Source organism: Actinokineospora enzanensis DSM 44649, from assembly GCF_000374445.1.
In the GTDB taxonomy this organism is placed as follows: domain Bacteria; phylum Actinomycetota; class Actinomycetes; order Mycobacteriales; family Pseudonocardiaceae; genus Actinokineospora; species Actinokineospora enzanensis.
Genome location: NZ_KB894413.1, coordinates 64,733 through 88,558, shown reverse-complemented (window position 1 = coordinate 88,558; position 23,826 = coordinate 64,733). Strand labels below are relative to the sequence as shown.

General features: G+C 71.4%; 24 protein-coding genes and 1 pseudogene. 11 read left to right on the top strand and 14 right to left on the bottom strand.

The annotated features are described in order from the left end of the window. Positions 1-67: 67 nt before the first annotated feature. The 7 genes from C503_RS0115265 to C503_RS0115235 form a co-directional block, all read right to left on the bottom strand. Positions 68-622 carry an NUDIX domain-containing protein gene (locus C503_RS0115265; RefSeq protein ID WP_018683086.1) on the bottom strand — a complete coding sequence of 185 codons (555 nt, stop codon included), beginning with the start codon at positions 620-622 and terminating at the stop codon, positions 68-70. A gap of 27 nt (positions 623-649) precedes the next feature. Beyond that, positions 650-1,054 carry an OsmC family protein gene (locus C503_RS0115260; protein ID WP_018683085.1) on the bottom strand — a complete coding sequence of 135 codons (405 nt, stop codon included), beginning with the start codon at positions 1,052-1,054 and terminating at the stop codon, positions 650-652. 11 nt (positions 1,055-1,065) lie between these two features. Beyond that, on the bottom strand, positions 1,066-1,761 hold the full coding sequence (locus tag C503_RS0115255; protein WP_018683084.1) for a copper homeostasis protein CutC: 696 nt from the start codon (positions 1,759-1,761) through the stop codon (positions 1,066-1,068). 427 nt (positions 1,762-2,188) lie between these two features. Further along, positions 2,189-2,569 (bottom strand): VOC family protein, encoded by a 381-nt coding sequence (locus C503_RS46795; RefSeq protein WP_018683083.1) that lies wholly within the window; start codon positions 2,567-2,569, stop codon positions 2,189-2,191. Between the two features lie 4 nt (positions 2,570-2,573). Next, positions 2,574-3,641: a WD40/YVTN/BNR-like repeat-containing protein gene (locus C503_RS0115245; RefSeq protein ID WP_051114832.1), complete on the bottom strand. Its 1,068-nt coding sequence runs from the start codon at positions 3,639-3,641 to the stop codon at positions 2,574-2,576. A gap of 606 nt (positions 3,642-4,247) precedes the next feature. Next, on the bottom strand, positions 4,248-4,898 hold the full coding sequence (locus C503_RS0115240) for a response regulator (protein WP_026316333.1): 651 nt from the start codon (positions 4,896-4,898) through the stop codon (positions 4,248-4,250). Between the two features lie 6 nt (positions 4,899-4,904). Next, positions 4,905-6,107: a sensor histidine kinase gene (locus C503_RS0115235; protein ID WP_026316332.1), complete on the bottom strand. Its 1,203-nt coding sequence runs from the start codon at positions 6,105-6,107 to the stop codon at positions 4,905-4,907. 763 nt (positions 6,108-6,870) lie between these two features. Between C503_RS0115235 and C503_RS0115230 the strand changes: the two genes are divergently transcribed. Further along, positions 6,871-7,257 carry a hypothetical protein gene (locus C503_RS0115230; RefSeq protein WP_156893236.1) on the top strand — a complete coding sequence of 129 codons (387 nt, stop codon included), beginning with the start codon at positions 6,871-6,873 and terminating at the stop codon, positions 7,255-7,257. Between the two features lie 93 nt (positions 7,258-7,350). Further along, positions 7,351-8,121: an SGNH/GDSL hydrolase family protein gene (locus tag C503_RS0115225; RefSeq protein WP_018683078.1), complete on the top strand. Its 771-nt coding sequence runs from the start codon at positions 7,351-7,353 to the stop codon at positions 8,119-8,121. A gap of 203 nt (positions 8,122-8,324) precedes the next feature. Here the strand turns inward: C503_RS0115225 and C503_RS0115220 are convergent, their stop codons facing one another. The 3 genes from C503_RS0115220 to C503_RS39465 are packed head-to-tail and all read right to left on the bottom strand — an operon-like array spanning position 8,325 to position 10,638. Continuing rightward, positions 8,325-9,368 carry an FAD-dependent oxidoreductase gene (locus C503_RS0115220; protein ID WP_018683077.1) on the bottom strand — a complete coding sequence of 348 codons (1,044 nt, stop codon included), beginning with the start codon at positions 9,366-9,368 and terminating at the stop codon, positions 8,325-8,327. A 46-nt stretch (positions 9,369-9,414) separates the two neighbouring features. Further along, a complete protein-coding gene (locus C503_RS0115215) occupies positions 9,415-9,828 on the bottom strand; it encodes a GNAT family N-acetyltransferase (RefSeq protein ID WP_018683076.1) in 414 nt (137 codons plus the stop codon). Between the two features lie 9 nt (positions 9,829-9,837). Continuing rightward, positions 9,838-10,638 (bottom strand): helix-turn-helix domain-containing protein, encoded by an 801-nt coding sequence (locus C503_RS39465; protein ID WP_018683075.1) that lies wholly within the window; start codon positions 10,636-10,638, stop codon positions 9,838-9,840. A 79-nt stretch (positions 10,639-10,717) separates the two neighbouring features. Here C503_RS39465 and C503_RS39460 point away from each other — a divergent pair, with 79 nt between their 5' ends. The 3 genes from C503_RS39460 (at position 10,718) to C503_RS43315 (ending at position 14,177) form a co-directional block, all read left to right on the top strand. Then, complete coding sequence (locus tag C503_RS39460; RefSeq protein WP_018683074.1) at positions 10,718-11,293, top strand: TIGR03086 family metal-binding protein; 576 nt, start codon at positions 10,718-10,720, stop codon at positions 11,291-11,293. A 550-nt stretch (positions 11,294-11,843) separates the two neighbouring features. After that, positions 11,844-12,383: a hypothetical protein gene (locus C503_RS0115195; RefSeq protein ID WP_018683072.1), complete on the top strand. Its 540-nt coding sequence runs from the start codon at positions 11,844-11,846 to the stop codon at positions 12,381-12,383. A 54-nt stretch (positions 12,384-12,437) separates the two neighbouring features. Beyond that, positions 12,438-14,177 carry an RCC1 domain-containing protein gene (locus C503_RS43315; RefSeq protein ID WP_018683071.1) on the top strand — a complete coding sequence of 580 codons (1,740 nt, stop codon included), beginning with the start codon at positions 12,438-12,440 and terminating at the stop codon, positions 14,175-14,177. A 52-nt stretch (positions 14,178-14,229) separates the two neighbouring features. Here the strand turns inward: C503_RS43315 and C503_RS47295 are convergent. Then, positions 14,230-14,789, bottom strand: a pseudogene (locus tag C503_RS47295) (transposase). Here C503_RS47295 and C503_RS0115180 point away from each other — a divergent pair. From C503_RS0115180 to C503_RS0115170, 3 genes are read left to right on the top strand one after another with little or no spacing between them, the layout of a single operon-like run. Next, the gene (locus tag C503_RS0115180; protein WP_026316331.1) at positions 14,788-15,828 is read left to right on the top strand and encodes an NAD(P)/FAD-dependent oxidoreductase; all 1,041 of its coding nucleotides are present in this window, start codon (positions 14,788-14,790) and stop codon (positions 15,826-15,828) included. The pseudogene C503_RS47295 and the gene C503_RS0115180 sit on opposite strands and share 2 nt — an antisense overlap. Positions 15,829-15,869: 41 nt before the next feature. Continuing rightward, entirely contained in the window at positions 15,870-17,252 is a 1,383-nt protein-coding gene (locus C503_RS0115175) for an FAD-binding oxidoreductase (RefSeq protein ID WP_018683068.1), read from the top strand. Beyond that, positions 17,249-18,796, top strand: coding sequence for an acetolactate synthase large subunit (locus tag C503_RS0115170; RefSeq protein WP_018683067.1), 1,548 nt, complete (start codon positions 17,249-17,251; stop codon positions 18,794-18,796). The genes C503_RS0115175 and C503_RS0115170 overlap by 4 nt, the downstream gene beginning before the upstream one ends. Positions 18,797-19,160: 364 nt before the next feature. Here the strand turns inward: C503_RS0115170 and C503_RS0115165 are convergent, their stop codons facing one another. From C503_RS0115165 to C503_RS0115155, 3 genes are all read right to left on the bottom strand, one after another. Next, positions 19,161-19,958, bottom strand: coding sequence for a hypothetical protein (locus C503_RS0115165; protein WP_033400640.1), 798 nt, complete (start codon positions 19,956-19,958; stop codon positions 19,161-19,163). A 281-nt stretch (positions 19,959-20,239) separates the two neighbouring features. Beyond that, positions 20,240-20,431 carry a hypothetical protein gene (locus C503_RS0115160; protein ID WP_018683066.1) on the bottom strand — a complete coding sequence of 64 codons (192 nt, stop codon included), beginning with the start codon at positions 20,429-20,431 and terminating at the stop codon, positions 20,240-20,242. 108 nt (positions 20,432-20,539) lie between these two features. Beyond that, positions 20,540-20,755, bottom strand: a complete 216-nt coding sequence (locus C503_RS0115155) for a hypothetical protein (RefSeq protein ID WP_018683065.1) — start codon at positions 20,753-20,755, stop codon at positions 20,540-20,542. A 160-nt stretch (positions 20,756-20,915) separates the two neighbouring features. Here C503_RS0115155 and C503_RS0115150 point away from each other — a divergent pair, with 160 nt between their 5' ends. The 3 genes from C503_RS0115150 to C503_RS0115140 are packed head-to-tail and all read left to right on the top strand — an operon-like array spanning position 20,916 to position 23,695. Then, complete coding sequence (locus C503_RS0115150) at positions 20,916-22,004, top strand: Re/Si-specific NAD(P)(+) transhydrogenase subunit alpha (RefSeq protein ID WP_018683064.1); 1,089 nt, start codon at positions 20,916-20,918, stop codon at positions 22,002-22,004. After that, complete coding sequence (locus C503_RS0115145; RefSeq protein ID WP_018683063.1) at positions 22,005-22,310, top strand: NAD(P) transhydrogenase subunit alpha part 2; 306 nt, start codon at positions 22,005-22,007, stop codon at positions 22,308-22,310. It abuts the gene before it with no gap. Next, on the top strand, positions 22,307-23,695 hold the full coding sequence (locus C503_RS0115140) for an NAD(P)(+) transhydrogenase (Re/Si-specific) subunit beta (RefSeq protein ID WP_018683062.1): 1,389 nt from the start codon (positions 22,307-22,309) through the stop codon (positions 23,693-23,695). Before C503_RS0115145 ends, C503_RS0115140 begins: the two co-directional genes overlap by 4 nt. Positions 23,696-23,826: the final 131 nt, after the last annotated feature.

The window sequence follows — 23,826 nt, the reverse complement described above, 5'->3', positions numbered from 1 at the left end:
GTACCCTTGACGGCCTGCCCCCGTTCCGGCCTAGGTGAAACGGTAGTGAGTCGGTCGCCGCCGGTCATCACGCCCGAGGATGAGCCGGGGCTCCGACCTTCGGGGGAGCCGCCGCGACCGGTCGGTCCTCTTTGGTCTGTACTCGTTCGAAGTAGGTCGCCACCACCGTGGTGTGCAGCGGAAACGCCAGGGGGACGGGGCCGTCGACCAGCTCCCAACCGGTGGTCTCGGCGGTCGGCCGCGATGGCGGCAGCGCGTCCCGCGCGACCCCCGGGGCCAGGCCGAACACCAGCAGCGTGCCGTCCGGGGCGCTGAGTGCGTCGAACAGCCGCACCTCGGCCGCGTCCACCACCACGCCGGTCTCCTCGCGCAGCTCCCGCGCGGCCGCCGCCTGCCAGGACTCGCCCATGTCGATGAAGCCGCCCGGCAACGCCAACTCGCCCCGGCGCGGTTCCATATCGCGGCGAACCACCAGCAACCCGTCGTCCACCGGCAACAACAACACCGCCACCGGCAACGGGTTGAGGTAGGACGTCTGCTCACAGCTCCCGCACTGCCTGGGCCAGGGAAGGTCGACGGGATAGGCGGCGCCGCAGTGGGAACAGTGCGAGTTCTTGGTCATGCGCGGATCTCTACCGCACGCGCCCCGTCACTCTCCACTGTGGTTGACGATCTCCACTGCCGTGGGGCTTTTGAGCGTGCGGGTGACCGTGCACAGCGCGGTGACCGCGCGCTCCACCACGGCGAGCAGCTCCGCGCGACCCGCCTCGTCCAGAGCGGACATGTCGTAGCCGACGTCCAGCCGGATCCCGTCCAGCTCGTGCGCGCCGGGCGGCCGCACGTCGGTGGCCGCGACCGTCGGCGCCGCGCCCGTCCGGCGCAGCGCCAGCTCCTCGGCCGTGATGCCCACGCAGGTCGCGGCCGCCGCCAGCAGCAGCTCCACCGGGCTGAACACCCCCGGTTGCCCGGCCCGACCCACCTGCACGGCCGCGCCCCGGCCGTTGGTGGCGGTGTAGACGTGCTCGCCGGTGCGCTCGGTCCGGACCGTGGGCATCGGGGTTCTCCTCAGGCGTCCAGCAGCTCGCGCAGCTCGCGGACCCGCTCGACCTCGACCGGGCTGTCCCAATTCTCCCGGACGAGCCCGCCCGCGTGGATGGCGGTGACCCCGATCGAGCGCAGCCCGGCCACGTGCGCGTGCCGCAGCCCGCCGCCCGCCAGCAGCCGCACCCCGGCGTCGCGCCAGTCGTCCCGGGCGGCCAGCCGGGGCAGCCCGTCCTCCAGCCCGCGCGCCGACCCGGCGGTGAGCACGGTGTCCAGGCCGGGCAGCCCGCGCAGGTCGGCCCAGGCCCGCTCGGTGTCGACGGCGTGGTCGACGGCGCGGTGGAAGGTCCACGGGCAGCCGTCCAGCTCCTGCACCACGGCGTCCACCGCCGCCAGGTCGACCCGGCCGTCGTCGGTGAGGAAGCCGAGCACGAACTCCTCGGCACCCGCCGCGCGCAGCTCGGCCACCGCCGCGCGCAGTCGCACCAGCTCGTCGGTGTCGGCGGCGAAGCCGTCGCAGGTGCGCAGCATCACCCGCAGCGGGATGTCGACGGCGGCCCGCATCTCGGCCACCACCGAGGGCCTGGGCACCAGCCCATCCCGGTCCATCTGGGCGGCGACCTCGATCCGGTCGGCGCCACCGCGCTGGGCGGCGACCGCGTCGGCGACGGTCAGGGCGATGATCTCCAGCAAACCGCGCTGGGGCGAGGAAACGGTCACCCCACCATCATCCGGATCGCGCCAGGGAATGCCATCCCCGGGGCCGACAAATCCCACGGCGTGGTGTTGTGTGCCGCGCCCGGACCACGACTTCCTACGGGGAAAAGTGGTCCAGACCACATAGCAGCCCGGCATACCGTGGCGTTATCCCCTATGCCGCAGGGGATCCGGGAGGTATCGGGACATACCACGAATGGCCCGAAACGGTGGTCCAGACCACATATCCGTTAGCGTTCGTGAACCGTTCGTCCGGTCTTTCCCGGGTTATCCGCCGGGCGACCGCCCGGTCACCGGGAAGTCGCTTTTCCCGGTCGAATGCCCGGTCGGGCGGCCCGCGGGCGAGCCGGGATTGGTCCGGACCGGCCACCGGGCCAGGACAGCACTCGGGCCCCGACCGGCGGCCGGGGCCCGAGGTGGGGGAGCGGGCTCAGCCCGTGGCGGCGCGTTCGGCGGCGCTGCGCAGGACGCAGAACTCGTTGCCCTCCGGATCGGCCAGCACGGCCCAGCCGGTGCCGTCCGGGTTCCGCCGGTCGGCCACCAAGGCGGCGCCCAGGTCCAGCAGCCGGGCCACCTCCTCGTCGCGCGGGATGTCCGGCCGTAGGCACAGGTGCAGGCGGTTTTTACACACCTTTTGCTCGGGAACACGGTTGAAGAAGATCGTCGGCCCGCCTGGTACCGGGATGTAGCTCTCCTCGTCACCCGGAGCGCACTCCGGGTCCACCGGGTGGCCCACGACCAGGCTCCACCACTGCGCCAGGGCGTGGCCGTCGGTCGCGTCGAAGGCCACGTTCACGATCGTCGATGCCATCCGGTCACCATCCCAGCCGCAGCGCCGCCACGCGACCGTGCTCCCCGGCCGCCCAGCAGGACCCATCCCGCACACAGTCGACGGTGTCGAAGCTGCCCGCGTCGAATGCCCGCCAGTGCCTACCCTCGTCGAGCGTGTAGTCACTACCGGTCGGCCCCACGGCGATCGCGGCGCTGGGGATGAGCGGATACCAGCTCACCCCCGACCGGTAGCCCTTCGGCGCGTCGGTCGGCTTCTGCCAGGTACGCCCACCGTCACGCGTCGTACCGAGCGCGTCGACAGCACCGTCCGGCACCGCGTAGTCACCCCCGACCGCGATACCCCGCCGCGAGTCACGGAACGCGGTCGCGAACACACCCGCACTCGGATTACTCGCCAACACCGTGTCGGCAACGGCCCAAGTCCGCCCACGATCTGCGCTGTGCAGAACGCGAGCGCGCGCCCCGCCACCGGTAGCGATCCACGCGTCACGGGAACCGGACACACTGATGCACTGCCCACTGGCGGCAAACGCGAACTCCCCGTCGAGCGCGGCAGGCATACCGTCGGCGGGCAGCACAGTCCAGGACCGGCCACCGTCCGACGTGGACAACACCCGGAACTTGCCGTCGACGGGGTCACTGAGCACCAACCCGTGCCGGTCGTCGAAGAACGCCAGACAGTCGAAGAACGCGGCAGGCTCACTGTTGCGGTAGGTCTCCACCCAGTGCACCCCACCATCACTCGTACGGAACAACCGCGACTGGTCACCGGGCCCGATCGACATCACCACCGCGTGCCGCGAGTCGAACGCCTCGATATCCCGCAGCTCCAGACTCGCGGTATCGGGTGGGGAAGTCCGCTCCCATGACCGCCCACCATCGAGCGTGCGCAGCACAGTGCCCCCACTACCACTGGCCCACACCACCCGCTGACTGACAGCCGACAGCCCCCGCAACCGTGCATCGGACCCGGTCGGAACCAGCCGCCAGGCCGGTGTCGGACCGTGCGCCACCGCCGTCGCCGGAAACAGACCCGCCCCCACCACACCGACCACGATCGCGGCCACGACTCGAAAAAGGGATCGCCTCATGCGCCGGAACGTAGCCCGCCCCCACCCCCACGAACCAGCCCCGAACAGCCGCTGACAACCCCACTCCCAGGTGCTCGCCCACCGAACCCGCCACAGCCACCGCACCAAGCCCCCCGACCCAGCGCGCCCCATCCCCCAAGATCACACCCCCCAAAGGAAACGACGACGGCCCTCCCCACCTCAAGCAGGCCCCACACGAACCTATCCACCCAGCTCAGAACCCAAACAGCCGCGAAGCCCACCTGTGGACGACAACCACGCCCCGTGGACACCCCCTCACCGCCCCGCGCCCTGCCCCTGCCACGCCAAGATCCACCAAGATCATCACCCGGAGGGCAGAGCCCCTCCCACCCGGGGCTGGCCCGCGCGTGAGCCTATCCGCCCAGGTCAGCGCAGGGATAGCCACACCGCCCCGGCTGTGGACGACTTCAACGCCCTGTGGACGACTCCCGCCACACCCCCGCGCCACCCCACCCGCCGAGTTATCCACATACCCCGCGATCCATCCACAGGGCCGCCACTCGCCTTCCCCACACACCCACCCGCCCCGGAACCTGGATGGCGAAAGGTCACCCCACCCCGAGGGAGCAGGCGATGAGCAGCACATCAACGCGTAGTGAGACCAGCGTGGTAGGCGAGCAGCCCCGCCTGCGTCCGGTTCGAGCAGTCGAGCTTGAACAGCATCCGCGACACATAGCTCTTCACGGTCGCCTCGCTCAACCCCAGCCGGTCGGCGATCTGCGCGTTGGACAGGCCCTCGCCCACGCCCGCCAGCACCTCCGTCTCGCGCTCGGTCAGCTCGCGCACGCGGCGCAGCGCGCCTTCCCTGGCGGCCTGCTCGCCCGCCTGCGCGGCCACCAGCCTGCGGGTCGCGGCGGGGGAGAGCACGGTGTGCCCGTCGGCGGCGACCCGCACCAGCCCGATCAGGTCCTCCGGCGGGGTCGTCTTCACCAGGAACCCGGCCGCGCCCGCGCGCAGCGCCCGCAGCACGTACTGGTCGGCGTCGAAGGTGGTCAGCGCGACGACCGCGGGCGGCTCGGGCAGCCGGGAGATCCGCTCGATCGCGGTGAGCCCGTCGACCCCGGGCATCCGCAGGTCCATCAGCACCACGTGCGGCCGGTGCCGCACGACGGCCTCCACCGCGGCCGCCCCGTCCTGGGCGGTGTCGACCACGTCCAGGTCCGGCGCCGAGCCCAGGATGGTCCGCAGGTGCGCGCAGACCATCGGCTCGTCGTCGACCACGACGACTCGGATCACCCGCATCTAGGAACTCTCCACCGGGACGTAGGCGGGCAGCACGGCGTCCACCTCGAAGCCGCCCCCCGCGCGCGGACCGGACGTGAGCGTGCCGCCGACCAGCTCCACCCGCTGCCGCAGCCCGACCAGCCCGACCCCGGACCCGGTCCGGGACAGTCCACTGTCGACGGTCCGGGTGGCCGCGGCGTTGCGCACGGTGATCCGTACCCGGTCGCCGCCGTAGCGCACGTGCACCCGGGTCGGCGCGCCCGGCGCGTGCTTGCGGATGTTGGTCAGCGACTCCTGCACCACCCGGTACGCGGTGCGCCCGACCGCCGCCGAGGTGAGCGCCGGGTTGCCCTCCAGCACCAGGTCCACCGGCACCCCCACCGACTCCGACTCGGCCACCAGCGTGGTCAGGTCGGGCACCGCGGCGGGCTCGTCGGCGGTCTCCTGCGGCTGCCGGTCGGTGGTGTCGTTGCGCAGCACGCCCACCAGCTCGCGCAGCTCGTTGAGCGCCTCGCAGCCCGCCGCCCGCAGCCCCTCGGCGGCGGTGCGGGTGTGGTCGTCGGGCCCGGTCACGGCCAGCGCCCCGGCGTGCAGCACCATCAGGCTGACCCGGTGGGTGACCACGTCGTGCATCTCCTCGGCCAGCCGCACCCGCTCGTCGGCGCGCGCCTGCTCGGCCAGCAGGTGCTGCTCCCGCTCGGCCCGCTCCGCGCGATCCGTCAGCGCCTGCACCAGTCCCCGGTGCGTGCGGATGTAGAGGCCGATCAGCGCGGGCAGCACCACCAGCAGCACGGTGCCCAGCACCAGCTCGGCCGAGCTGTCCCACGGCCGAACCACGAGCAGGGCCTGCACCGCGACCAGCACGGGCCCGATGAGCGGCCCGGCGTAGAGCACCGTGCTGTAGGCGTAGATCGGGGTGGCGATCGTCATCCACGGGTCGTTCGGCGCGAACCCCGGGTTCCACACGCCGTGCGCGACGAGCATCAGCGCCAGGTAGAGCACGCTCAGGCCGATGGTGGCCAGCATCAGCCGGACCGGGAACCACTTGCGCACCACCAGACCCGCGACCAACGAGACCTGCAGCACCATGTCGACCCACTGCAACGGGCCGCGCGGGATCGTGTCCTGGTACATGGTCAGCACGCACACCGTGACCACGAGCCCGACCGGCAACAGGTAGAAGACGGCCTGTCGCCAGGTCCGCCACAGTGGCTCCCGCACGTACGCACGGTACCCACCGCGCGCCCGGATCCAGGACGCCCGCCCGGGTATCGGCATCTTTCGGATGCTCACGTCCACAACGAAAGTTGTCCCCTCGCTGCTGACACCGGCCGGATCGGCCCCGTGCGAAAGTACGGGTGCGGCCGGACCATGAGATTGGTCTGCGTGCTCACTTCTTTTCATGGTCGACATCGGGGACTATTCACTGTGGGGTCTCGAATCTTACTCGGCGGGGGATGAACTTTGAATTCGCGTATTCGGCTCGGTGTCGTGGCCATGGCGGCATGTTTCGCATCTGTTGTGATCGGGTCGCAGGCACCTGCTGAACGGTCACCCGCTCCGCCTGATGGGGCAAAATATCTGTATTCGATTTACTTTCAGCGGGACGGAGTTGCGGGTCGGTGTGATGCATACTTCGTCTTGCCGTCGATTGTGGGCGTGCTCGGCGGGACGGCTGTGCATTATGGGGTCAAGGTGATGTGTACACAGCCGGTTTCCTACACCTGCAGGTTGGCGTGGAGGACTATGTTGGGACTTTGAGCAAGCTGGGAGGTAGTGTAACCCGCTCCGGTGTTTCTGCTCAGCCCTACGTTGATGGGGTATCGATAAGGTGTACAAACAACTTGAACAGCGGTTGGGAGATCTTCTACTTTTCTGAAATTGAAGGGCAGCATGCCAGTGGCGAAAGTTCTCGCGTCGCTGTTGGGTGTACTTTATAGGGTTCCGGTGTGAGGTCGGGGTCCGGCATGTATAGTCCAACTGTATGATGTCGAAATCGTTGCGACAGCTGGTTGTACCCGGTTGGGTGCTGGACGAGGACGGTGTCACGGTCTGGAATTGCGGCCTGACCGAGGCCACGGGCCTGCTCTCCCTGGCCGTACTGGTGGACCGCGCACCTGCTCTGACGCTCCGTGATGGCGAATGGCTGAGATCCCACGATTTCCGGGGCAGGCTCACCGCGACCTTGCGCGACGACGACGGACAGGTGTTCGCCGACCTCGATCAAGTCTCCATCAGTGGGATGACGCCGATATTCGCATTGCTCTGCGGTGCGGTGACCATCCCATCCGGACGGTACGTCCTGCGGTTGAGGTTCCGGGAGTTCGTCGGCATCTCGGCGGTGTGGGAGCAGGAGTTCGTCGTCGAGTGAGTGGACGGTGCCGGTCCGGTCCGCGGCCGCGTTCGTCCCGGCCGCGCGGCCAGGCGCGTCGTGGTCGGGCCAGGGCATTAGCATGGCCGCGAGATGAACGCGTACACGAGCATGGTCGCGATCGGCGACTCCTTCACCGAGGGCATGTCCGACTTCCGCCCCGACGGCACCTGCCGCGGCTGGGCGGACCTCGTCGCCGCCCGCCTGGCCGCCGACACCCCGGGTTTCCGCTACGCCAACCTGGCGGTGCGCGGCAAACTGGTCCGCCAGATCGTGGACGAGCAACTGGACCGGGCCGCGTCCATGCGCCCCGACCTGGTCACCTTCGCGGGCGGCCTGAACGACGTCATGCGTCCCAGCTGTGACATGGCCGCCGTCACGGCCCGCGTCACCTATGCCGTGCGCACCCTGTCCGCCGCCGCGGGCCGGGTGGTGTTGTTCCGCGCCATCGACCCGAGCAGGCGCATGCGCGGCAGCTCCCGCATCCTGCCCCGGATCAACCGGCTGATCGCCCTGGTGGACGACCTGGCCGCCGAACACGACGCGATCGTGGTGGACCTGTTCTCCACCCACGCCTTCGACTCGCCCACCCTCTGGGCCGACGACCGCATCCACCTCAACGCCGACGGCCACCGCCGCGTCGCCGAGGCCACCCTCCGCGCCCTCGGCCACCCACCCGAGTTCGACTGGGACGAATCCCTTCCCGCCACCTCCGCCGACTGGCGGACCCGGGCCCGCGCCGACCTCCACTGGGCCCGCACCCACGCGGGCCCCTGGCTGGGCCGCCGCCTGACCGGCCGCTCCTCCGGCGATGACCGCACCCCCAAACGCCCCGACCTGGACCCCTACCCCCCTGACCGTTGAGTCCCTTATGGACTGTCGCGCGTGGATCCCCCGAATCCGCATTCTCCCATGGGGGAACGACAGTCCGGCCGATCAAGAACACGGCGGCCTGCTCGCGTTGTCAACCCCGTGCGGCGGGTCGTCCACAGACAAGATCGACTACGCCCCGAACCCGCACCCTCCCCACTAGACTGGGAATTCGGGGGATCCACACTCCACTGTCCTTAAGCGACGATCGACTCCGTCAGCAGGTCGCGCACGGCCACCGCCGCCGCACGCCCCGCGCGATTGGCGCCGATAGTGCTGGCGGACGGCCCGTAGCCGACCAGGTGAACGCGCGGATCGGCCACGACCCGCGTCCCGTCCATGACGATTCCCCCACCCGGCTCACGAAGACGCAGCGGCGCCAGGTGATCGAGAGCGTGCCGAAACCCGGTCGCCCACAGGATCACGTCCGCCTCCACCACGTGACCATCAGCCCAGACCGCCCCCTCGGGAACGAGCCGCTCGAACATCGCGTGGCGGTCGAGCACACCACGCGCCCGAGCGTCCAGCACCTCCGGCGTCAGCCCGAGCCCGGTCACGCTCACCACGCTCGCCGGGACCCGCCCGGCGCGCACCGCCTCGTCCACCTTCGCCACCGCCGCGCGGCCGTGTTCCGCCGTGAACGGGCCCGCGTGCCATTCCGGCGGCCTGCGCGTGACCCAGGTCGTCGCGGTCGCGACCTCCGCGATCTCCATCAACGCCTGTACCGCCGACGTTCCCCCGCCCACCACGATCACCCGCAGACCGGCGAGCTCCTCCGGCCCGCGATAGTCGGCCGTGTGCAGCTGACGACCATCGAACCGACCCGGGTAGTGCGGCCGGAACGGCTTGTCCCACGTCCCGGTCGCGTTCACCAGCGCCCGCGTCGTCCACTCCCCACGATCGGTCTCGACCAGCAGCTCACCGCCCGCGTCCCGCACCGCACGCACCGTCACCGGCCGCAGCACCGGCAGCGCGAACTCGTGCTCGTACGCGCCGAAGTACTCCGCCACCACCTCCGACGCGGGCCGGGTCGCGTCGGCGTGCGGCAGGTGCATGCCGGGCAGGTCGTGGATGCCGTGCACCTTCCCCAACCGCAGCGACGGCCAGCGGTGCCGCCACGCGCCGCCGGGGCCCGGGTTGGCGTCGAGCACCACGAACCCCAGGCCGGTCCGGCGCAGGAAGTACGCCGCCGACAGTCCTGCCTGCCCGGCCCCGATCACCACCGCGTCGACATGCTCCACACACACGTCAACGCCCGGCGGCCACCGCCCTCATCCGTCGCCTGGGTCACACTCGCGGCAGGCGCTCCATCGCGGGCTGCGCCGGCTCGGTGAACCCGAACGACCGATACAGCCCCTGCGCGTCCTTGGTGTTGAGCAGCCACCGGAACCCGGCGCCCGGCCCGTCGTCGACCATCTTCCGCACCAGCGCCTTGCCCAGCCCCTGCCCGCGTGCGGCACGCACCACGAACACGTCGGCCAGGTACGCGAACGACACCCCGTCCGACACCGCCCGCGCGAACCCCACCTGCGCGCCCGTCGCCCGGTCGTAGGCACCGACCACCCGCCACGCCGCCGCGACCTGTTCGTCCACGTTCGCCCGCGTGCGCTGCCTGCCCCAGTAGGCCTCGGTCGACAGGAACTCCCACACCACGTCGTTGTCGATCCGGGCCGGGTCGTCGTCCAGTTCGTACTCGCTCATAGCCGCAACCTAGCGACCGGCGCCGTCGGCCCCCACCGGGTTTCCGCCCGCCAGATAGCGCGCGGGCGAGGTGCCCACGGTCGCGGTGAACTCCCGGGTGAAGTGCGCCTGGTCGGCAAACCCCAGGTCGGCGGCCAGACCCGCCCAGTCGACCGGCCCGCCCTCGTCGGCGCGCAGGGCGGCCTCGTGCAGCCGGTGGCGGCGGATGACCCACTTCGGGCCGACGCCCACATACTCGCTGAACAGCCGCTGCACCGAACGCACGGTCAGCCCCGACGCGCGCGCCAGCTGGTCGACCCGGGTCAGCGCCAAGTCGTCGACGATCGACCCGACCAGCCCGCGCACCTGCTCGATCACGGGATCGACGGCGGGCAGCCTGGGCAGCAGCACCGCCTCGGCCTCGGCCACCATCGCCGCGTCGTCCGGCGCGTCCCCGATCGGCTTCTCGGTGCCCGCGACCCCGAACAGATCCGTGACCGACAGTGTCCGATCGGTGATGTCCGCGACCCGACGCCCCAGCCACGGCCGGAACCCGCCCGGGTGGAACCGCACCCCCAGCACCTGCTCCCGCCCGACCAGCCGCCGCGTGAACAACCCGCGCATCACCCCGTGCACCATCGCTCCCTCGGGCGCGAACACCAGGTGCACGTTCGGGTGCGGCACGACCCGCTGCTCGTAGGGCTCGTCCAGGTCCCAGGACACGATCCAGTGGTACTCCACGAACGGCGCCAACTCGGGCGCGGGCGGCAGCGTCCGCAGCCGGAACTTCGTCCGCGCGGTCCGCTCGTCCAGCACGCCCCTGGTCGCCACACCCCACGGTAACCCCGCCCACCGACAGCGTCGCGTTTCTTCAAGAACCCGCGCCCGCCCGCCGCCTACGGTGCCGGGCATGGAGAAGAGCCAGATCACCCGAGCCACCGAACGCGTGGCCGAGCTCGCCCGCGCCGTGACCAGGGACCAGTTCGACCTGCCCACCCCCTGTCCCGAGTGGACTGTCCAGAAACTCGCCAACCACCTCACGCTGTGGAGCGGAATCGTCGCCGAACGCACCGCCACGCGCACCCCGCCGCCCGACGACGGCACCGAGGACGAGGCGAACGACCACACCACCGACTGGCCGACCCGCTTCATCGACACCGCCACCCGCGCCGCCCAGGCCTGGGACGCCCCCGGCGGCCTCGACGGCGACACGGTCATGATGGGCGACCCCACCCCCGCCCGGAACCTGCACGACATGCTCCTCGCCGAGCTCGTCCTGCACGGCTGGGACCTCGCCAAGGCCACCGGCCACCCCTTCGACATCGACCCCGACATCGCCGAGACCGCCCACCAGGGCACCCTCGCCCTGGCCGACCAGGCCCGCGAGTACGGCTACTTCGGCCCCGAGATCACCATCCCCGACCCGGCCTCCCCACTCGACCACGCCCTCGCCACCAGCGGCCGCGACCCGTCCTGGCGCCCGTGACGGCGGTTGTCCACATCCTTCCCGGGTTGTTCCCGGTGTCGAGGCACCAGAGGTGGGGCGTCACGAGCGCCACGACTCGGTTCTCGTCGGCGGGGCCGATCCAGGTGCAGACGATCTTGCCCGCCTTGAACACGTGCAGGCCGCTCACTGTGGACCCCTTTCAGGGAAATCGGCCGCCCGCGGTGTCGCGGTGATCATGTGGCCTGACGCTACGGGCTCTCCGCGCTGGGACACGCCGCCGGTCGAGTGGTCGACTCACCGCCATCCGGGTTGTTCCGGCCGCTCGGCGTACCAGGCTCCAGGTGTCCACTGTGGCCGATGTGGTTCGGTGACGCGTGACCGTGGTGTCGGACACGCGGCCGGGTGCGGGCTTTCGGTGACGGCCAAGGTCACCTTGATGAGTGGGCTTGCCACCGTGATGGGTGATTGAACCGGGTCCGACCGACGGTCAGGCTGCTCTTGCCTCTGTCGCCTCCTCCTCGGGAGAACCCGTGCGACGCACTGATAAATCCACAGTGGACATATTGCGCCTTTCGCGGAGGCGGACACGATGATGATCCGCCGACTGCTCAAGCTCATCCCGGTGACCGCGGTGGCGCTGTGCCTGTCGGTACTGCTCGTCCCGGTCCCCGCGCAGGCCACCCCCGCGCTGGTGACCTGTGTCGGCGAGATCGAGGTCGACTTCACCCCCGGGTTGACGCTCACTCCCCAGTCGGTCGCCGTCAGCGGGCTGGAGGAAGCGACAGCCTGCACCAGCCTTACCCACCCGGGCCTGCATTCGTTCACCTCCCCGTTCTCAGGCACCACCGAACGGTCGTGCCTGGCGTTGTTGGACGAGGGCACCGGTAGCGAAACGCTGCACTGGAACAACAACGCCTCCACCAGCGAGTGGCAGTGGACCAGCCACCCCACCCAGACCGACGGTGTCCTGGTCGTGGTCACCACCGGCCCGGTCACCTCGGGAACCCTCGCGGGCGCCACGGTCACCCAGGTGCTGACCGTCACCGCCGAGACCCTTGGCGCCTGCTTCGCTCCCGGCGGTCTGACCCGACTCCAGGGCCCCTCGACCTGGCAGTTCCTCGGCCTCTGACCCCGATCAGGGTGGTGTCCGATCAATGACGATCCGGAATGGGGTAGCACGGTTGTGAAGACTCGCGGATTGGTCCTGCTCGCCGCGGTGAGCCTGGTCTGCGCCGCTGTGGTCGCGCCCGCGGCCCAGGCCGTGCCGCCCGGGCCCGCGCTGGCCTGGGGCCGCAACGGCCTCGGTCAGCTCGGCGACGGCACCACCACCGACAGGAGTGTCCCGGTGCCGGTCTGCGCCCCCGGGGCCACCACACCGTGTTCCCCCGGACTGGGAAACGCGACGGCGGTCGCCGCGGGTGCCCTGCACACCCTGTGGTTGCTGTCCGACGGCACCGTTGTCGCGTCGGGGTACAACTCCCAAGCCCAGCTCGGCAACGGCACCACCACCGACAGCGCCATACCGGTCCGGGTCTGCGCCATCGGCGCGACCGCGCCCTGCACGTCGTTCCTGTCCGGGGTCACCGCCATCGCCGCCGGGGAGGACCACTCCCTCGCGCTGCTGTCCGACGGCTCCGTGGTGAGCTGGGGCAACAACAACCAGGGACAACTCGGCAACGGCGACGCACCCACAGACAGCGCGGTACCCGTGCGGGTCTGTGCCGCCGGCGCCACCGCGCCGTGCACCTCGTTCCTGTCCGGCGTCACCGCCATCGCCGCGGGCGGCTTCGACTCGCTGGCCATCAGTGGCGGCGTCGCGCACGCCTGGGGCGACAACAGCGACAGTCAACTCGGCAACGGCAACGCACCCACCGACAGCTCGACACCGGTCCGGGTCTGCGCTGCCGGGACAACCGCGCCGTGCACGTCGTTCCTGTCCGGGGTCACCGCCATCGCCGCCGGAGAAGACCACGTCCTGGCCGTCGCGGGCGGCACCGCGCACGCCTGGGGCGACAACGCCGACGGCCAACTCGGCAACGACGACCGCGGCACCGACAGCGGCGTACCCACCCGGGTGTGCGCCGTCGGCACCACCGCGCCCTGCACCTCGTTCCTGACCGGCGCCACCGCCGTCGCCGCGGGACAGGACCACTCACTAGCCCTCGTGGGCGGTGTCACGCACGCCTGGGGCGACAACCTCCACGGTCAACTCGGCGATGGCACCACCACCGACCGCAACACCCCGGTACGCACCTGCGCCGCGGGCGCCACCGCGCCGTGCGCCTCACCCCTGTCCGGCGTCTCCGCCATCGCCGCGGGCGAACGCGGCGACCACTCCCTCGCCCTGATCGGCGGAGTCGTCCACGCCTGGGGCGCGAACAACCACGGTCAACTCGGCGACGGCACGACCACCGAACGCACCGTGCCGGTCCAGGCATGCGCCCCCGGCGGCACCGCCCCCTGCGCCACACCCCTGTCCGGCATCACCGCCATCGACGCGGGCGACGCCACCGGCACCGCCATCCAGGGACCACCCGCCGCCGACCTCGCCGTCGACCTCCGCGCCACCGCGCCCCTGCTCAGCACCGCCATCGACTACACCCTGACGGTCACCAACACCGGCCCGGACACCGCCACGACGGGCACGGTCACCCTCACCCTGCCGACGGCCGCCACCGGGGCGACCTCCACCACCTGCACCTACACCCCCACCACCCGCACCGCGACCTGCCCCGTCACCACCCTGCCCAACGGCGCCACCGCGACACACACCCTGCGAGCCACCTTCGGCGCCCTCACCGTCAATCTGGCCCTTGACGCCACCGCCATCCGAACCACCAGCACCCCCACCGACCCCAACCCCGCCAACGACACCGGCATCGCCTCCTGCACCGCCCTCACCAGCCTCATCATCATTTGCTGAACACGACCCGTGCTCCGGAGCCGGAGGGTGCCGGGCCCGCGAGAATCCTCGGTCACCCACACCGCACCGGAACCGCCCACGTCGCCGTCTCGGCCGGGGCGTCGCCCGCACCCGCGACCGGTTGCGTGGCGGCCGAGTGGGTGGTGGCTGTCGGCCTGACTGCCAACACATAGGTCAGTCCGCGGTCGGTGAGCCCCTGCCGGAACCCGGCGGCGTCGCCGTAGCCGGCGTCCGCGACCACCGGCCGCGCGGACAGACCCAGCCGGCGAGTTCGTCGAACATGTCCAGCGCCAATCGCCACTTCTCCCGATGCCGCACCGTGTCGGGGATGGCGCACCGGTCCCGCCGACGCCGCACCCCGGACACCTCGGCGGGGTCGGCGGCCTGCCGGTCGTCCCAGGACTCGGGCAGCCCGGCAGGCGCCTTGAGGTCTCTCCCACGAACATGCCGCTTGCGCGGGAACCTATTGTCGGTGATACCGCACTCCCCGAGAAGTGCACTACGCCTTCCATGCTCGACAATCAGCAGCTCGGCGGGGGCTGCGTCGCGGCGGCAAGCGGAGCGGAGTTCGTGTGGTCCGGGGGATCGGCGGCCGTGGCAAGCTGGCGTCATGAGTTGGGATGTGCTGGTGGTCGGCGGCGGGATCGCCGGTGTGTCGATCGCGGCGGAGCTCGCGCCGCGTCGGTCCGTGTTGCTGGTCGAGGCCGAGCCGGAGCTGGCCCGGCACACCACGGGCCGGTCCGCGGCCATCTATCTGCCCAGTTTCGGCGGTCCGGTCGTGCGGGCGCTTACGATCGCGAGTCGTGAGCGGTTCGGTGACCTGCTGCGGCCGCGGTCCATGATCTGGCTCGGCGATGAGGACGAGATCGCGGGTGTGGTCGCCACCGGGACCGCGGAGGTGATCACCGCGCAGGAAGCGCGCGAGCTGTGTCCGGTGCTTCTCCCCGAACGCTTCCCCGCTCTCGCCCGGGGCACGGGCACGATGGACATCGACGTCATGGGCCTGCACCAGCGCTACGTCCGCGACCTCCGCGCCACGGGCGGGATCCGCGTCGGCGCCCCCGTCACCGCGATCCGGCGCGACGGCGGCGGCTGGCGGGTCACGCTCGGTGTCGAGGACGTCGGTGTCGGACACATCGTCGCCGCCGCAGGGGCGTGGACCGACAAGGTCGCCGCGCTCGCGGGTGTGCCCACGCTCGGCTTGCGGCCGCTGCGGCGGACCATCGCGATCGCCGTCGGGGCGCCGGTCGAACCGGACTGGCCGGTGGTCGGCGACGTCGCCGACACCTTCTACTTCCGGCCGGAAGGCCCTGGCGTGCTGATCTCCCCGGCGGACGAGACCCCTGACGAGCCGCGCGACGTCAAGCCCGAGGACATCGATGTCGCGTTGGCGATGGAGCGGGTCAACGCCGCCACCACGCTCGGGCTGCGGTCCGTGCGCACCGCGTGGGCCGGGCTGCGCACGTTCGCCCCCGACCGGTCGCCCGTGGTGGGTGAACTTCCCGGGCATCCCGGGTTCAGCTTCTTCGCGGGCCAGGGCGGCTACGGCATCCAGATGGCCCCGGCTCTGGCCGAGACCGCCGCGCGGATCGTGCTGGGCGAGCCGACCGACGTGCCGCGCGAACAGCTGTCCCCGGCACGCCTGCTCTGATCCGCGAATCGCACTATCGTGGGCGCAGCGAAAGGGGTGCCATGGAGTTCGGGCGACGGCTGGCCGGGATCACCGACGTGCTCACCGGTGACGAGATCGGCGACGACTACGGGCACGACGAGTCCATCGGCGGGCTGCTGACCCGGCCCGCGTACGTCGTGCGACCGAGGACGAGCGCCGAGGTCGCGGAGGTGCTCACGCTCGCCGCGGCGGAGGGCGTGCCGGTCACCGCGCGCGGGTCCGGCACCGGGATCTCCGGGGCGGCCGTGCCGCGCGCGGACGGGATCGTCGTGTCGTTCGAGCGGATGAACGCCATCCTGGAGATCGACACCGAGAACCACGTGGCCGTCGTCCAGCCCGGCGTCACCCTGCGCGAGCTCGACGAGCGCACCGCCGAGGTCGGCCTGGTCTATCCCGTCTACCCGGGCGAGCTGAGCGGCAGCCTGGGCGGCAACGTCGCCACCAACGCGGGCGGCATGCGCGCGGTCAAACACGGCGTCACCAGGCATAACGTGCTCGGCCTCGAAGCCGTGCTGGCCACCGGCGAGGTGCTGCGCACCGGCGGCAAGTACGTCAAGGCCAGCACCGGCTACGACCTCACCCAGCTGATCATCGGCTCGGAGGGCACGCTCGCCCTGGTCACCGAGGCCACCCTGAAGCTCCAGCCGCGCATCCGGCACACCGCCACCGTGCTGGCGCCGTTCCGCGACGTCACCGCGGTCGCCGCCGCCGTGCCGACGGTCGTCGGCTCCGGGCTCGCGCCGCTGATCCTGGAGTACATCGACGCGCTGACCATGGCCGCCATCACGCACACCGCCGACCTGCAGCTGGGCATCCCCGACGAGGTCCGCGACAGCTCCCAGGCCTACCTGGTGGTCATGCTGGAGAACCGCGACGAGGACCGGCTCACCGCCGACATCGAGACCGCGGGCGAGCTGCTGACCGGGCTCGGCGCCGTCGACGCCTACGTGCTGCCCGGCGGGTCCGCGCGCAGGCTGATCCAGGCGCGGGAGCAGGCCTTCAACACCGGCAAGGCCGCGGGTGCCGACGACGTGATCGACACCGTGCTGCCGCGCGCCGCGCTGCCCGAGTTCATGGCCGCCGCCACCGCGATCGCCCAGGCGCACGAGACTTTCCTGGTCGGCTGCGGCCACGCGGGCGACGGCAACGTCCACCTGGCACTGTTCCAGAAGGACGCCGAGCGCCGCGCGACCGTGCTGCGCGAGCTGTTCGCCGCGGCCCTGCGACTGGGCGGCGCGATCTCCGGCGAGCACGGCGTCGGGCACGCGAAGAAGAAGTACTTCCTCGAACTGGAGGACCCAGCCAAGATCGCCCTGATGCGCCGGATCAAGCACGCGTTCGACCCGGCGGGCGTGCTCAACCCCGGCGTCCTGTTCGACGCCGAACCGGAGGGAAGCGAATGAACGGCGCACAGGCCCTGCTGCGCACCCTGGTCGACGCGGGCGTGGACGTCTGCTTCGCCAACCCGGGCACCTCGGAGATGCACTTCGTCGCCGCACTCGACGACGTGCCCGGGATGCGCGGCGTGCTGGCGCTGTTCGAGGGCGTCGTCACCGGCGCCGCCGACGGCTACGCGCGGATGACCGACCGACCGGCCGCGACGCTGCTGCACCTGGGCCCCGGCCTGGCCAACGGCTTGGCGAACCTGCACAACGCCCGCCGCGCGCGCACCCCGGTCGTCAACGTCATCGGCGACCACGCGCTGTCGCACAAGCGGTTCGACGCCCCGCTGGAGTCCGATATCGACGCGCTGACCGGCTGGACCGAGGGCTGGCGCCGCACCTGCGTCGACCCGGCCAGGATCGGCACCGACGCGGCCGACGCGGTCGCCGCCGCGACGGCAGGCGGCATCGCGAACCTCGTCCTGCCCGCGGACGTCTCCTGGGGCCCGGACGGCGTCCCCGCGTCCCCGGTGTCGCCGCCCGCAAAGTCCACAGTGGACGACTCGGTGCCTGCCGCGGTCGCGGGCGTGCTGCGCTCCGGCGAGTCCACCGTGCTGCTGCTGGGTTCCGGCACGACCCGGGAACGCGGACTGCGTGCCGCGAGCCGCATCGCCGCGGCCACCGGCGCCCGCCTGTTCGCCGAGACCTTCCCCGCCCGCATCGAACGCGGCGCGGGCCTGCCCGCCGTCGACCGGCTGGGCTACCTGGCCGAACAGGTGCAGTGGCAGCTCACCGACGTCCGCCACCTCGTCCTGGTCGGCGCGAAGTCCCCGGTGTCCTTCTTCGCCTACCCCGGCAAACCGAGCGACCTCGTCCCCCCGGGCTGCCGCACACACACCCTGGCGGAGGTGGGCGACGACGCGGTGGACGCCCTCGAACGCCTCGCCGACCTGGTCGCCGACGGCGTGGAACCCGTGCTGCAACAGCCCTCCCGCCCGACCCTGCCCAGCGGCGACCTCACCCCGCAGAACTGGACCGAGGTCATCGGCGCCCTGCTGCCGGACGGCGCCATCATCTCCGACGAGGCCAACACCTCCGGCGTGCTGATCCCGACGGCCACCGCGGGCGCCCCCCGCCACGACGTCCTCACCCTCACCGGCGGCGCCATCGGCCAGGGCCTCCCGGTCGCGGTCGGCGCCGCCATCGCCTGCCCCGACCGCCCGGTCATCTGCCTGCAGTCCGACGGCAGCGCCATGTACACGATCTCCGCGCTGTGGACGATGGCCCGGGAGAACCTGAACGTCACCACGGTGATCCTCGACAACCGCGCCTACGCCATCCTCCGCATGGAACTCACCCGCGTCGGCGCCGAGTCCGCGGGCCCCCGTGCCCGCGCCCTGCTCGACCTGGCCAACCCCGACCTCGACTTCGCCGCCATCGCCGAGGGCATGGGCGTCCCGGCCACCCGGGCCCGGACTGCGGAGGAACTGGCCGAACAGTTCAGCCGCGCTCTCGCCGAGCCCGGCCCGCACCTGATCGACGCCCACGTCCCGTCGTTGATCTGACCTTCCCGGGTTGTCCACAGCCAAGATCCGCCGCCCCGATTTCCCAGCTCCGACCGGTAGAATGGAACTCGGGGGACCCCGGCGAGTCATCCACAATGCCCCCGATCCATCCACCGGCCGGGGCAAGCCGGTTCCGCAGCCTGGCGCACTTCGGTAGCGTGGAATCTCGGGGGATCCCCGGACAGGTTGTCCACATCTCATCCCGGCGGCAGGCGCCGAAGCGGAAACCGGGTCGCCGCCGGGACATCGTCCTGGCGCACCTGTTCTCCCGTGCCGAGAGACGCGGCCATCCCGCGCGATCCTGTTGGCGCACAAGAAGATGGGCCACCGACCGGAAGTCGGTGGCCCATCTTCGAGGTCTGGCTTACTTGCTCGCGGTCTCGGTGTTGCCCGAGGTCATCCCGGCCGCGTTGGTCACGTCGCCGACGACCGCGTTGGTGTCCGCCGCCGCGTTGGCCGCGACGTTCGTGGCCGTGTCGGTCACGGTGCCGAGGTCCGGGGTGGTGGTGTCGGACGGCGCGGTGGCCGTGGCGTTGGTGTCGCTGGTGACGTCCGCGGACGGGGTGGTGATGCCCGCCGGGGCGGTGGTGTCGGCAGGCGCGGTGGCGGCGTTGGCGCCCGCGTCCGCGGTCGTCGTGGTGGTGTCGTCGTGGCTGCGGATGTCCAGGTCGATCAGGGCGTCGATGTCCAGGTCGCCCAGCAGGCCGTGGCCGCCGCCGATGTTGAGCAGGCCGCCGTCGCCGCCCAGGCCGAGGAGGCCGTGGCCGCCGCCGATGTTCAGCAGGCCGTCGTGGCCGCCCAGGTCGATGTGGATGCCCAGGTCGTCCAGCAGGTCGTCGAGGTCGATGTTCAGGTTGAGCAGGCCGTCGTGGCTGTCGTCGGCCATGATGTTCAGCGCGTCGCCCAGGTCGATGTCCAGGTCGTCCGCCAGGTTCTGCGCGACCGCGATGGCGGCGTGCAGGTCGGCGAGGTCGCCGTCGGTCAGGTCGTCGAGCAGGTCGCCGGAGATGGAGCCCGGTTCCACGCCCGCGTCGACCAGGGCGCTGATCACCACGGAGGTGGGCAGGTCCGTGGTTTCCGCGGACGCCGACGGGGCCGAGAAGCCCAGCGCCATCGCGGTGGCAGTAGCCAGGAAACCGATACGGAGAGCGGCTTTGCGCATTACGTGATGCTCCTAGTTGGACTGACCGTTTTGGACAGTGACGAGCGTTCCAGAGTGATCACCCACCCCGCGAGTCCACATTGGGGTGGTCCTCGTCCGGGGCGGGAACTTTCCCTCATTCGGACCTTGCGCTGCGGGTCCAACCCGATCGGGGGAGGAAAAACGGCTGCTGTGCGGGGAAACGGCGCCTCGCCATGCCCACGAACGGAGGACCCTCCATCGTGCCCGCGGTGATCACGAAAAACGCCGGGCCGAGAATCGGCCCGGCGTTTCCCGGTCGGTCACTGCGGGCTGTCGCCCACCAGGTCGAGCAGCGGGCTGGCCACGTTCACCGAGTCGGCGTTGATCACGTTGATGGTCAGGTCGGGCACGATGCTGTCCGTGCTCTCGGCGGCCGCGGACGTGGCGGTGACACCCAGGGCGGCGGCGATCAGGCCGAGACCGGCGCCGATCCGGAAGAGCGTGTTGCGCATGCGAGATCCTGCTTCTGTTCCAGCCTGACGGGTTTCAGGCGGCTAGCAGCCTGGCAGCGTGCGACCGGCCCCGCGCGTCCACAGTGGATGATCGACCCGATCGGGTGGCTACGCGTCCGTGTCCGGGGCGGCGGGCTCGTGGTCGGCCGCCGCGCGCCGGGACTTGTCGGCCAGGTCGACCACCTCGCCCGCCCAGTCGCCGATCTCGGTGGCGATGTCGCGGACCGCGCCCGCCACGATCATCACGATCCGGCCGAGGTGGTCACCCGCCGCCGAGGTCGCCTCGGTGATGGTGTCCCGCGCGGTCTCGAAGTCGTTGCCCATGACTGCCCCCGTCGGTGGAACGGCCCGAGACCCGACGGTACCGCCCCGCCGCGCGACCGGGCTCGTCCGATCGGCCCACGAGGGGCGCCCCGGACGGCCGTCCGGAGATTGGCAACTGTGACCGCGGGTGTGGACGGGTGGTAAATGGTACAACTGTACTGTGACCGCCAACACCAGTGTGGGCGTCCCGAGGGAATCCGCCGCGGGCGAGCGGCGGGTCGCGCTCGTGCCGAAGGTGGTCGAGCGGCTGCGCGCCCGGAACCTGTCCGTCGTGGTCGAGCCCGGTGCGGGCGCGGCCGCGCTCATCCCCGACGACGCGTATGTCCATTCCGGAGCGACGCTGGGCGACCCGTGGGCCGCCGACGTCCTGGTCAAGGTCGCCCCGCCGACCGACGACGAGGTGGGCAGGCTCAGACCCGGCGCCGTGCTCATCGGCTTCCTGTCCCCGCTCGCCGACCCCGGTCGGGTGGTGGCGCTGAAAGCCCGCCGGGTCACCGGTTTCGCGATGGAGTCCGTGCCGCGGATCTCCCGCGCCCAGTCCATGGACGCGCTGTCCTCACAGGCGACCGTCGCGGGCTATCGGGCCGCCATGCTCGCCGCCGAGCATCTCACCCGGTTCTTCCCGATGCTCACCACCGCGGCGGGCACCGTCCCACCCGCGAAGGTGCTGGTGCTCGGCGTCGGCGTGGCCGGGCTGCAGGCGCTGGCGACCGCGCGCAGGCTCGGCGCGCACACCACCGGCTACGACGTGCGGCCGGAGGTGGCCGACCAGGTGCGCTCGGTCGGCGCGCAGTGGCTGGACCTGGGCATCGAGGCGGCGGGCAGGGGCGGCTACGCCCGCGTGCTCACCGACGCCGAACGCGAGGAGCAGCAGCGGCAGCTGGGCAAGGCGATCACCGGGTTCGACGCGGTGATCACCACCGCGCAGGTGCCCGGCAGGCGCGCGCCCACCCTGGTCACCGCCGACGCGGTCGAGGGCATGCGCGCGGGCAGCGTCGTGGTCGACCTCGCGGGCGAGTCCGGCGGCAACTGCGAGCTGTCGAAGGCCGGGGCGGTCGTGGTCGAGCGCCAGGTCACCCTGGTCGCCCCGGTGAACCTGCCCGCCACCATGCCCGAGCACGCCAGCGAGCTGTACGCGCGCAACGTGCAGGCGCTGCTGGAGCTGATCGTGGACACCGACGGCGCGCTCGCCGTGGACTTCGCCGACGAGGTCGTCGCGGGCACCTGCGTGACCCGGGAGGAGGACTAGATGGTGCAGAACCTGGCCGTGCTCGTGCTCGCCGGTTTCGTGGGCTTCGCGGTGATCTCCAAGGTGCCCAACACCCTGCACACCCCGCTGATGTCGGGCACCAACGCCATCCACGGCATCGTGCTGCTCGGCGGCCTGGTGGTGGCGGGCCTGGGCGCCGAGACCGTGCTGGACAAGGTCCTGCTGGTGATCGCGATCGCGTTCGGCACGATCAACGTCGTCGGCGGGTTCCTGGTCACCGACCGCATGCTGGGCATGTTCAAGAACAAGACGGCCAAGGGCGAGCGGGACGGGGGCGGCCGATGAGCCGCGAGGTCCTCATCCAGCTGCTCTACATCATCGCGTTCGCGCTGTTCATCTACGGCCTGATGGGCCTCACCGGCCCGCGCACCGCGGTGCGCGGCAACTGGATCGCCGCCGCGGGCATGGGCGTCGCCGTGGTCGCGACCCTGCTGACCCCGGGCCTGGGCAACTGGTGGCTGATCCTGCTCGGCGTCGGGATCGGCACCGCGGTGGGCGTGCCGTCCGCCAAGCAGGTCAAGATGACCGCGATGCCGCAGATGGTGGCGCTGTTCAACGGTGTCGGCGGCGGCGCGGTCGCGCTGATCGCCTGGGTGGAGTTCCGGGAGAGCGCCGGGTTCGCAGGCGAGCCCGCGCACGTGGCGGTCGCCAGCCTGTTCTCCGCGATCGTCGGCTCGGTGTCGTTCTGGGGCTCGCTGGTCGCCTACGGCAAGCTGCAGGAGCTCATCACCGGCCGCCCGGTCGGCGTCGGCAGGCTCCAGCAGCCGCTCAACCTGCTGATCCTGCTGATCGCCCTGGCCTGCGCGGCCGCCGTGCTCACCGGCAACGGGTCCGAGCTGCTGATCATCGGTCTGCTGTTGGCCGCGGCCGCGCTCGGCGTGCTGGTCGTGCTGCCCATCGGCGGCGCGGACATGCCGGTGGTCATCTCGCTGCTCAACGCGTTGACCGGGCTCAGCGCGGCGGCCATGGGCCTGGCCTTGGACAACACCGCGCTGATCGTCGCGGGCATGATCGTCGGCGCGTCCGGCTCGATCCTCACCAACCTGATGGCCAAGGCGATGAACCGGTCCATCCCGGCCATCGTCGCGGGCGGGTTCGGCGGTGGCGGCGGCAGCACGGCGGTCGACGCGGGCGACCGGTCGGTGCGGCGGACCAGCGCGGCGGACGCGGCCGTGCAGATGGCCTACGCCAACCAGGTGATCATCGTGCCCGGCTACGGCATGGCCGTCGCCCAGGCCCAGCACGCCGTGCGCGAGCTGGCCGACCTGCTGGAGTCGCGCGGCGTCGCGGTCTACTACGCCATCCACCCGGTCGCGGGCCGCATGCCCGGCCACATGAACGTGCTGCTGGCCGAGGCCGACGTGCCCTACGAGCGGCTGAAGGAGATGGAGGACATCAACCGCGAGTTCGGCCGCACCGACGTGGCCATGGTCATCGGCGCCAACGACGTCACCAACCCGGCCGCGCGCACCGACCCCGCCTCGCCCATCTACGGCATGCCGATCCTCAACGTGGACGAGAGCCGCTCGGTGATCGTGCTCAAGCGCGGCATGGCGCCGGGCTTCGCGGGCGTGGACAACGCCCTCTACTTCGACCCCAAGACCAGCATGCTCTTCGGCGACGCCAAGGCCTCGGTGTCCGAGGTGACCGAGGAGCTGAAGGCGCTGTAGCGGTGCCATCCGGCGCACCGGTCCCGCGCCGTACCGGCGTCACCCGCCGAGCCGGGGACGATGCCGGGCGGGGATGTGGGGGCGGGTGGTGGGAGAAAAAATGCAGTGCGATGCTTGCCACCGTTCAGGCG

Bases quoted from the DNA above. Each gene is read 5' to 3' on its own strand.
- C503_RS0115265 (WP_018683086.1), bottom strand. From the start codon at position 622: ATGACCAAGAACTCGCACTGTTCCCACTGCGGCGCCGCCTATCCCGTC.
- C503_RS0115260 (WP_018683085.1), bottom strand. From the start codon at position 1,054: ATGCCCACGGTCCGGACCGAGCGCACCGGCGAGCACGTCTACACCGCC.
- C503_RS46795 (WP_018683083.1), bottom strand. From the start codon at position 2,569: ATGGCATCGACGATCGTGAACGTGGCCTTCGACGCGACCGACGGCCAC.
- C503_RS0115245 (WP_051114832.1), bottom strand. From the start codon at position 3,641: ATGAGGCGATCCCTTTTTCGAGTCGTGGCCGCGATCGTGGTCGGTGTG.
- C503_RS0115230 (WP_156893236.1), top strand. From the start codon at position 6,871: ATGATGTCGAAATCGTTGCGACAGCTGGTTGTACCCGGTTGGGTGCTG.
- C503_RS0115225 (WP_018683078.1), top strand. From the start codon at position 7,351: ATGAACGCGTACACGAGCATGGTCGCGATCGGCGACTCCTTCACCGAG.
- C503_RS0115215 (WP_018683076.1), bottom strand. From the start codon at position 9,828: ATGAGCGAGTACGAACTGGACGACGACCCGGCCCGGATCGACAACGAC.
- C503_RS39460 (WP_018683074.1), top strand. From the start codon at position 10,718: ATGGAGAAGAGCCAGATCACCCGAGCCACCGAACGCGTGGCCGAGCTC.
- C503_RS0115195 (WP_018683072.1), top strand. From the start codon at position 11,844: ATGATGATCCGCCGACTGCTCAAGCTCATCCCGGTGACCGCGGTGGCG.
- C503_RS0115180 (WP_026316331.1), top strand. From the start codon at position 14,788: ATGAGTTGGGATGTGCTGGTGGTCGGCGGCGGGATCGCCGGTGTGTCG.
- C503_RS0115175 (WP_018683068.1), top strand. From the start codon at position 15,870: ATGGAGTTCGGGCGACGGCTGGCCGGGATCACCGACGTGCTCACCGGT.
- C503_RS0115170 (WP_018683067.1), top strand. From the start codon at position 17,249: ATGAACGGCGCACAGGCCCTGCTGCGCACCCTGGTCGACGCGGGCGTG.
- C503_RS0115165 (WP_033400640.1), bottom strand. From the start codon at position 19,958: ATGCGCAAAGCCGCTCTCCGTATCGGTTTCCTGGCTACTGCCACCGCG.
- C503_RS0115160 (WP_018683066.1), bottom strand. From the start codon at position 20,431: ATGCGCAACACGCTCTTCCGGATCGGCGCCGGTCTCGGCCTGATCGCC.
- C503_RS0115155 (WP_018683065.1), bottom strand. From the start codon at position 20,755: ATGGGCAACGACTTCGAGACCGCGCGGGACACCATCACCGAGGCGACC.
- C503_RS0115145 (WP_018683063.1), top strand. From the start codon at position 22,005: ATGGTGCAGAACCTGGCCGTGCTCGTGCTCGCCGGTTTCGTGGGCTTC.
- C503_RS0115140 (WP_018683062.1), top strand. From the start codon at position 22,307: ATGAGCCGCGAGGTCCTCATCCAGCTGCTCTACATCATCGCGTTCGCG.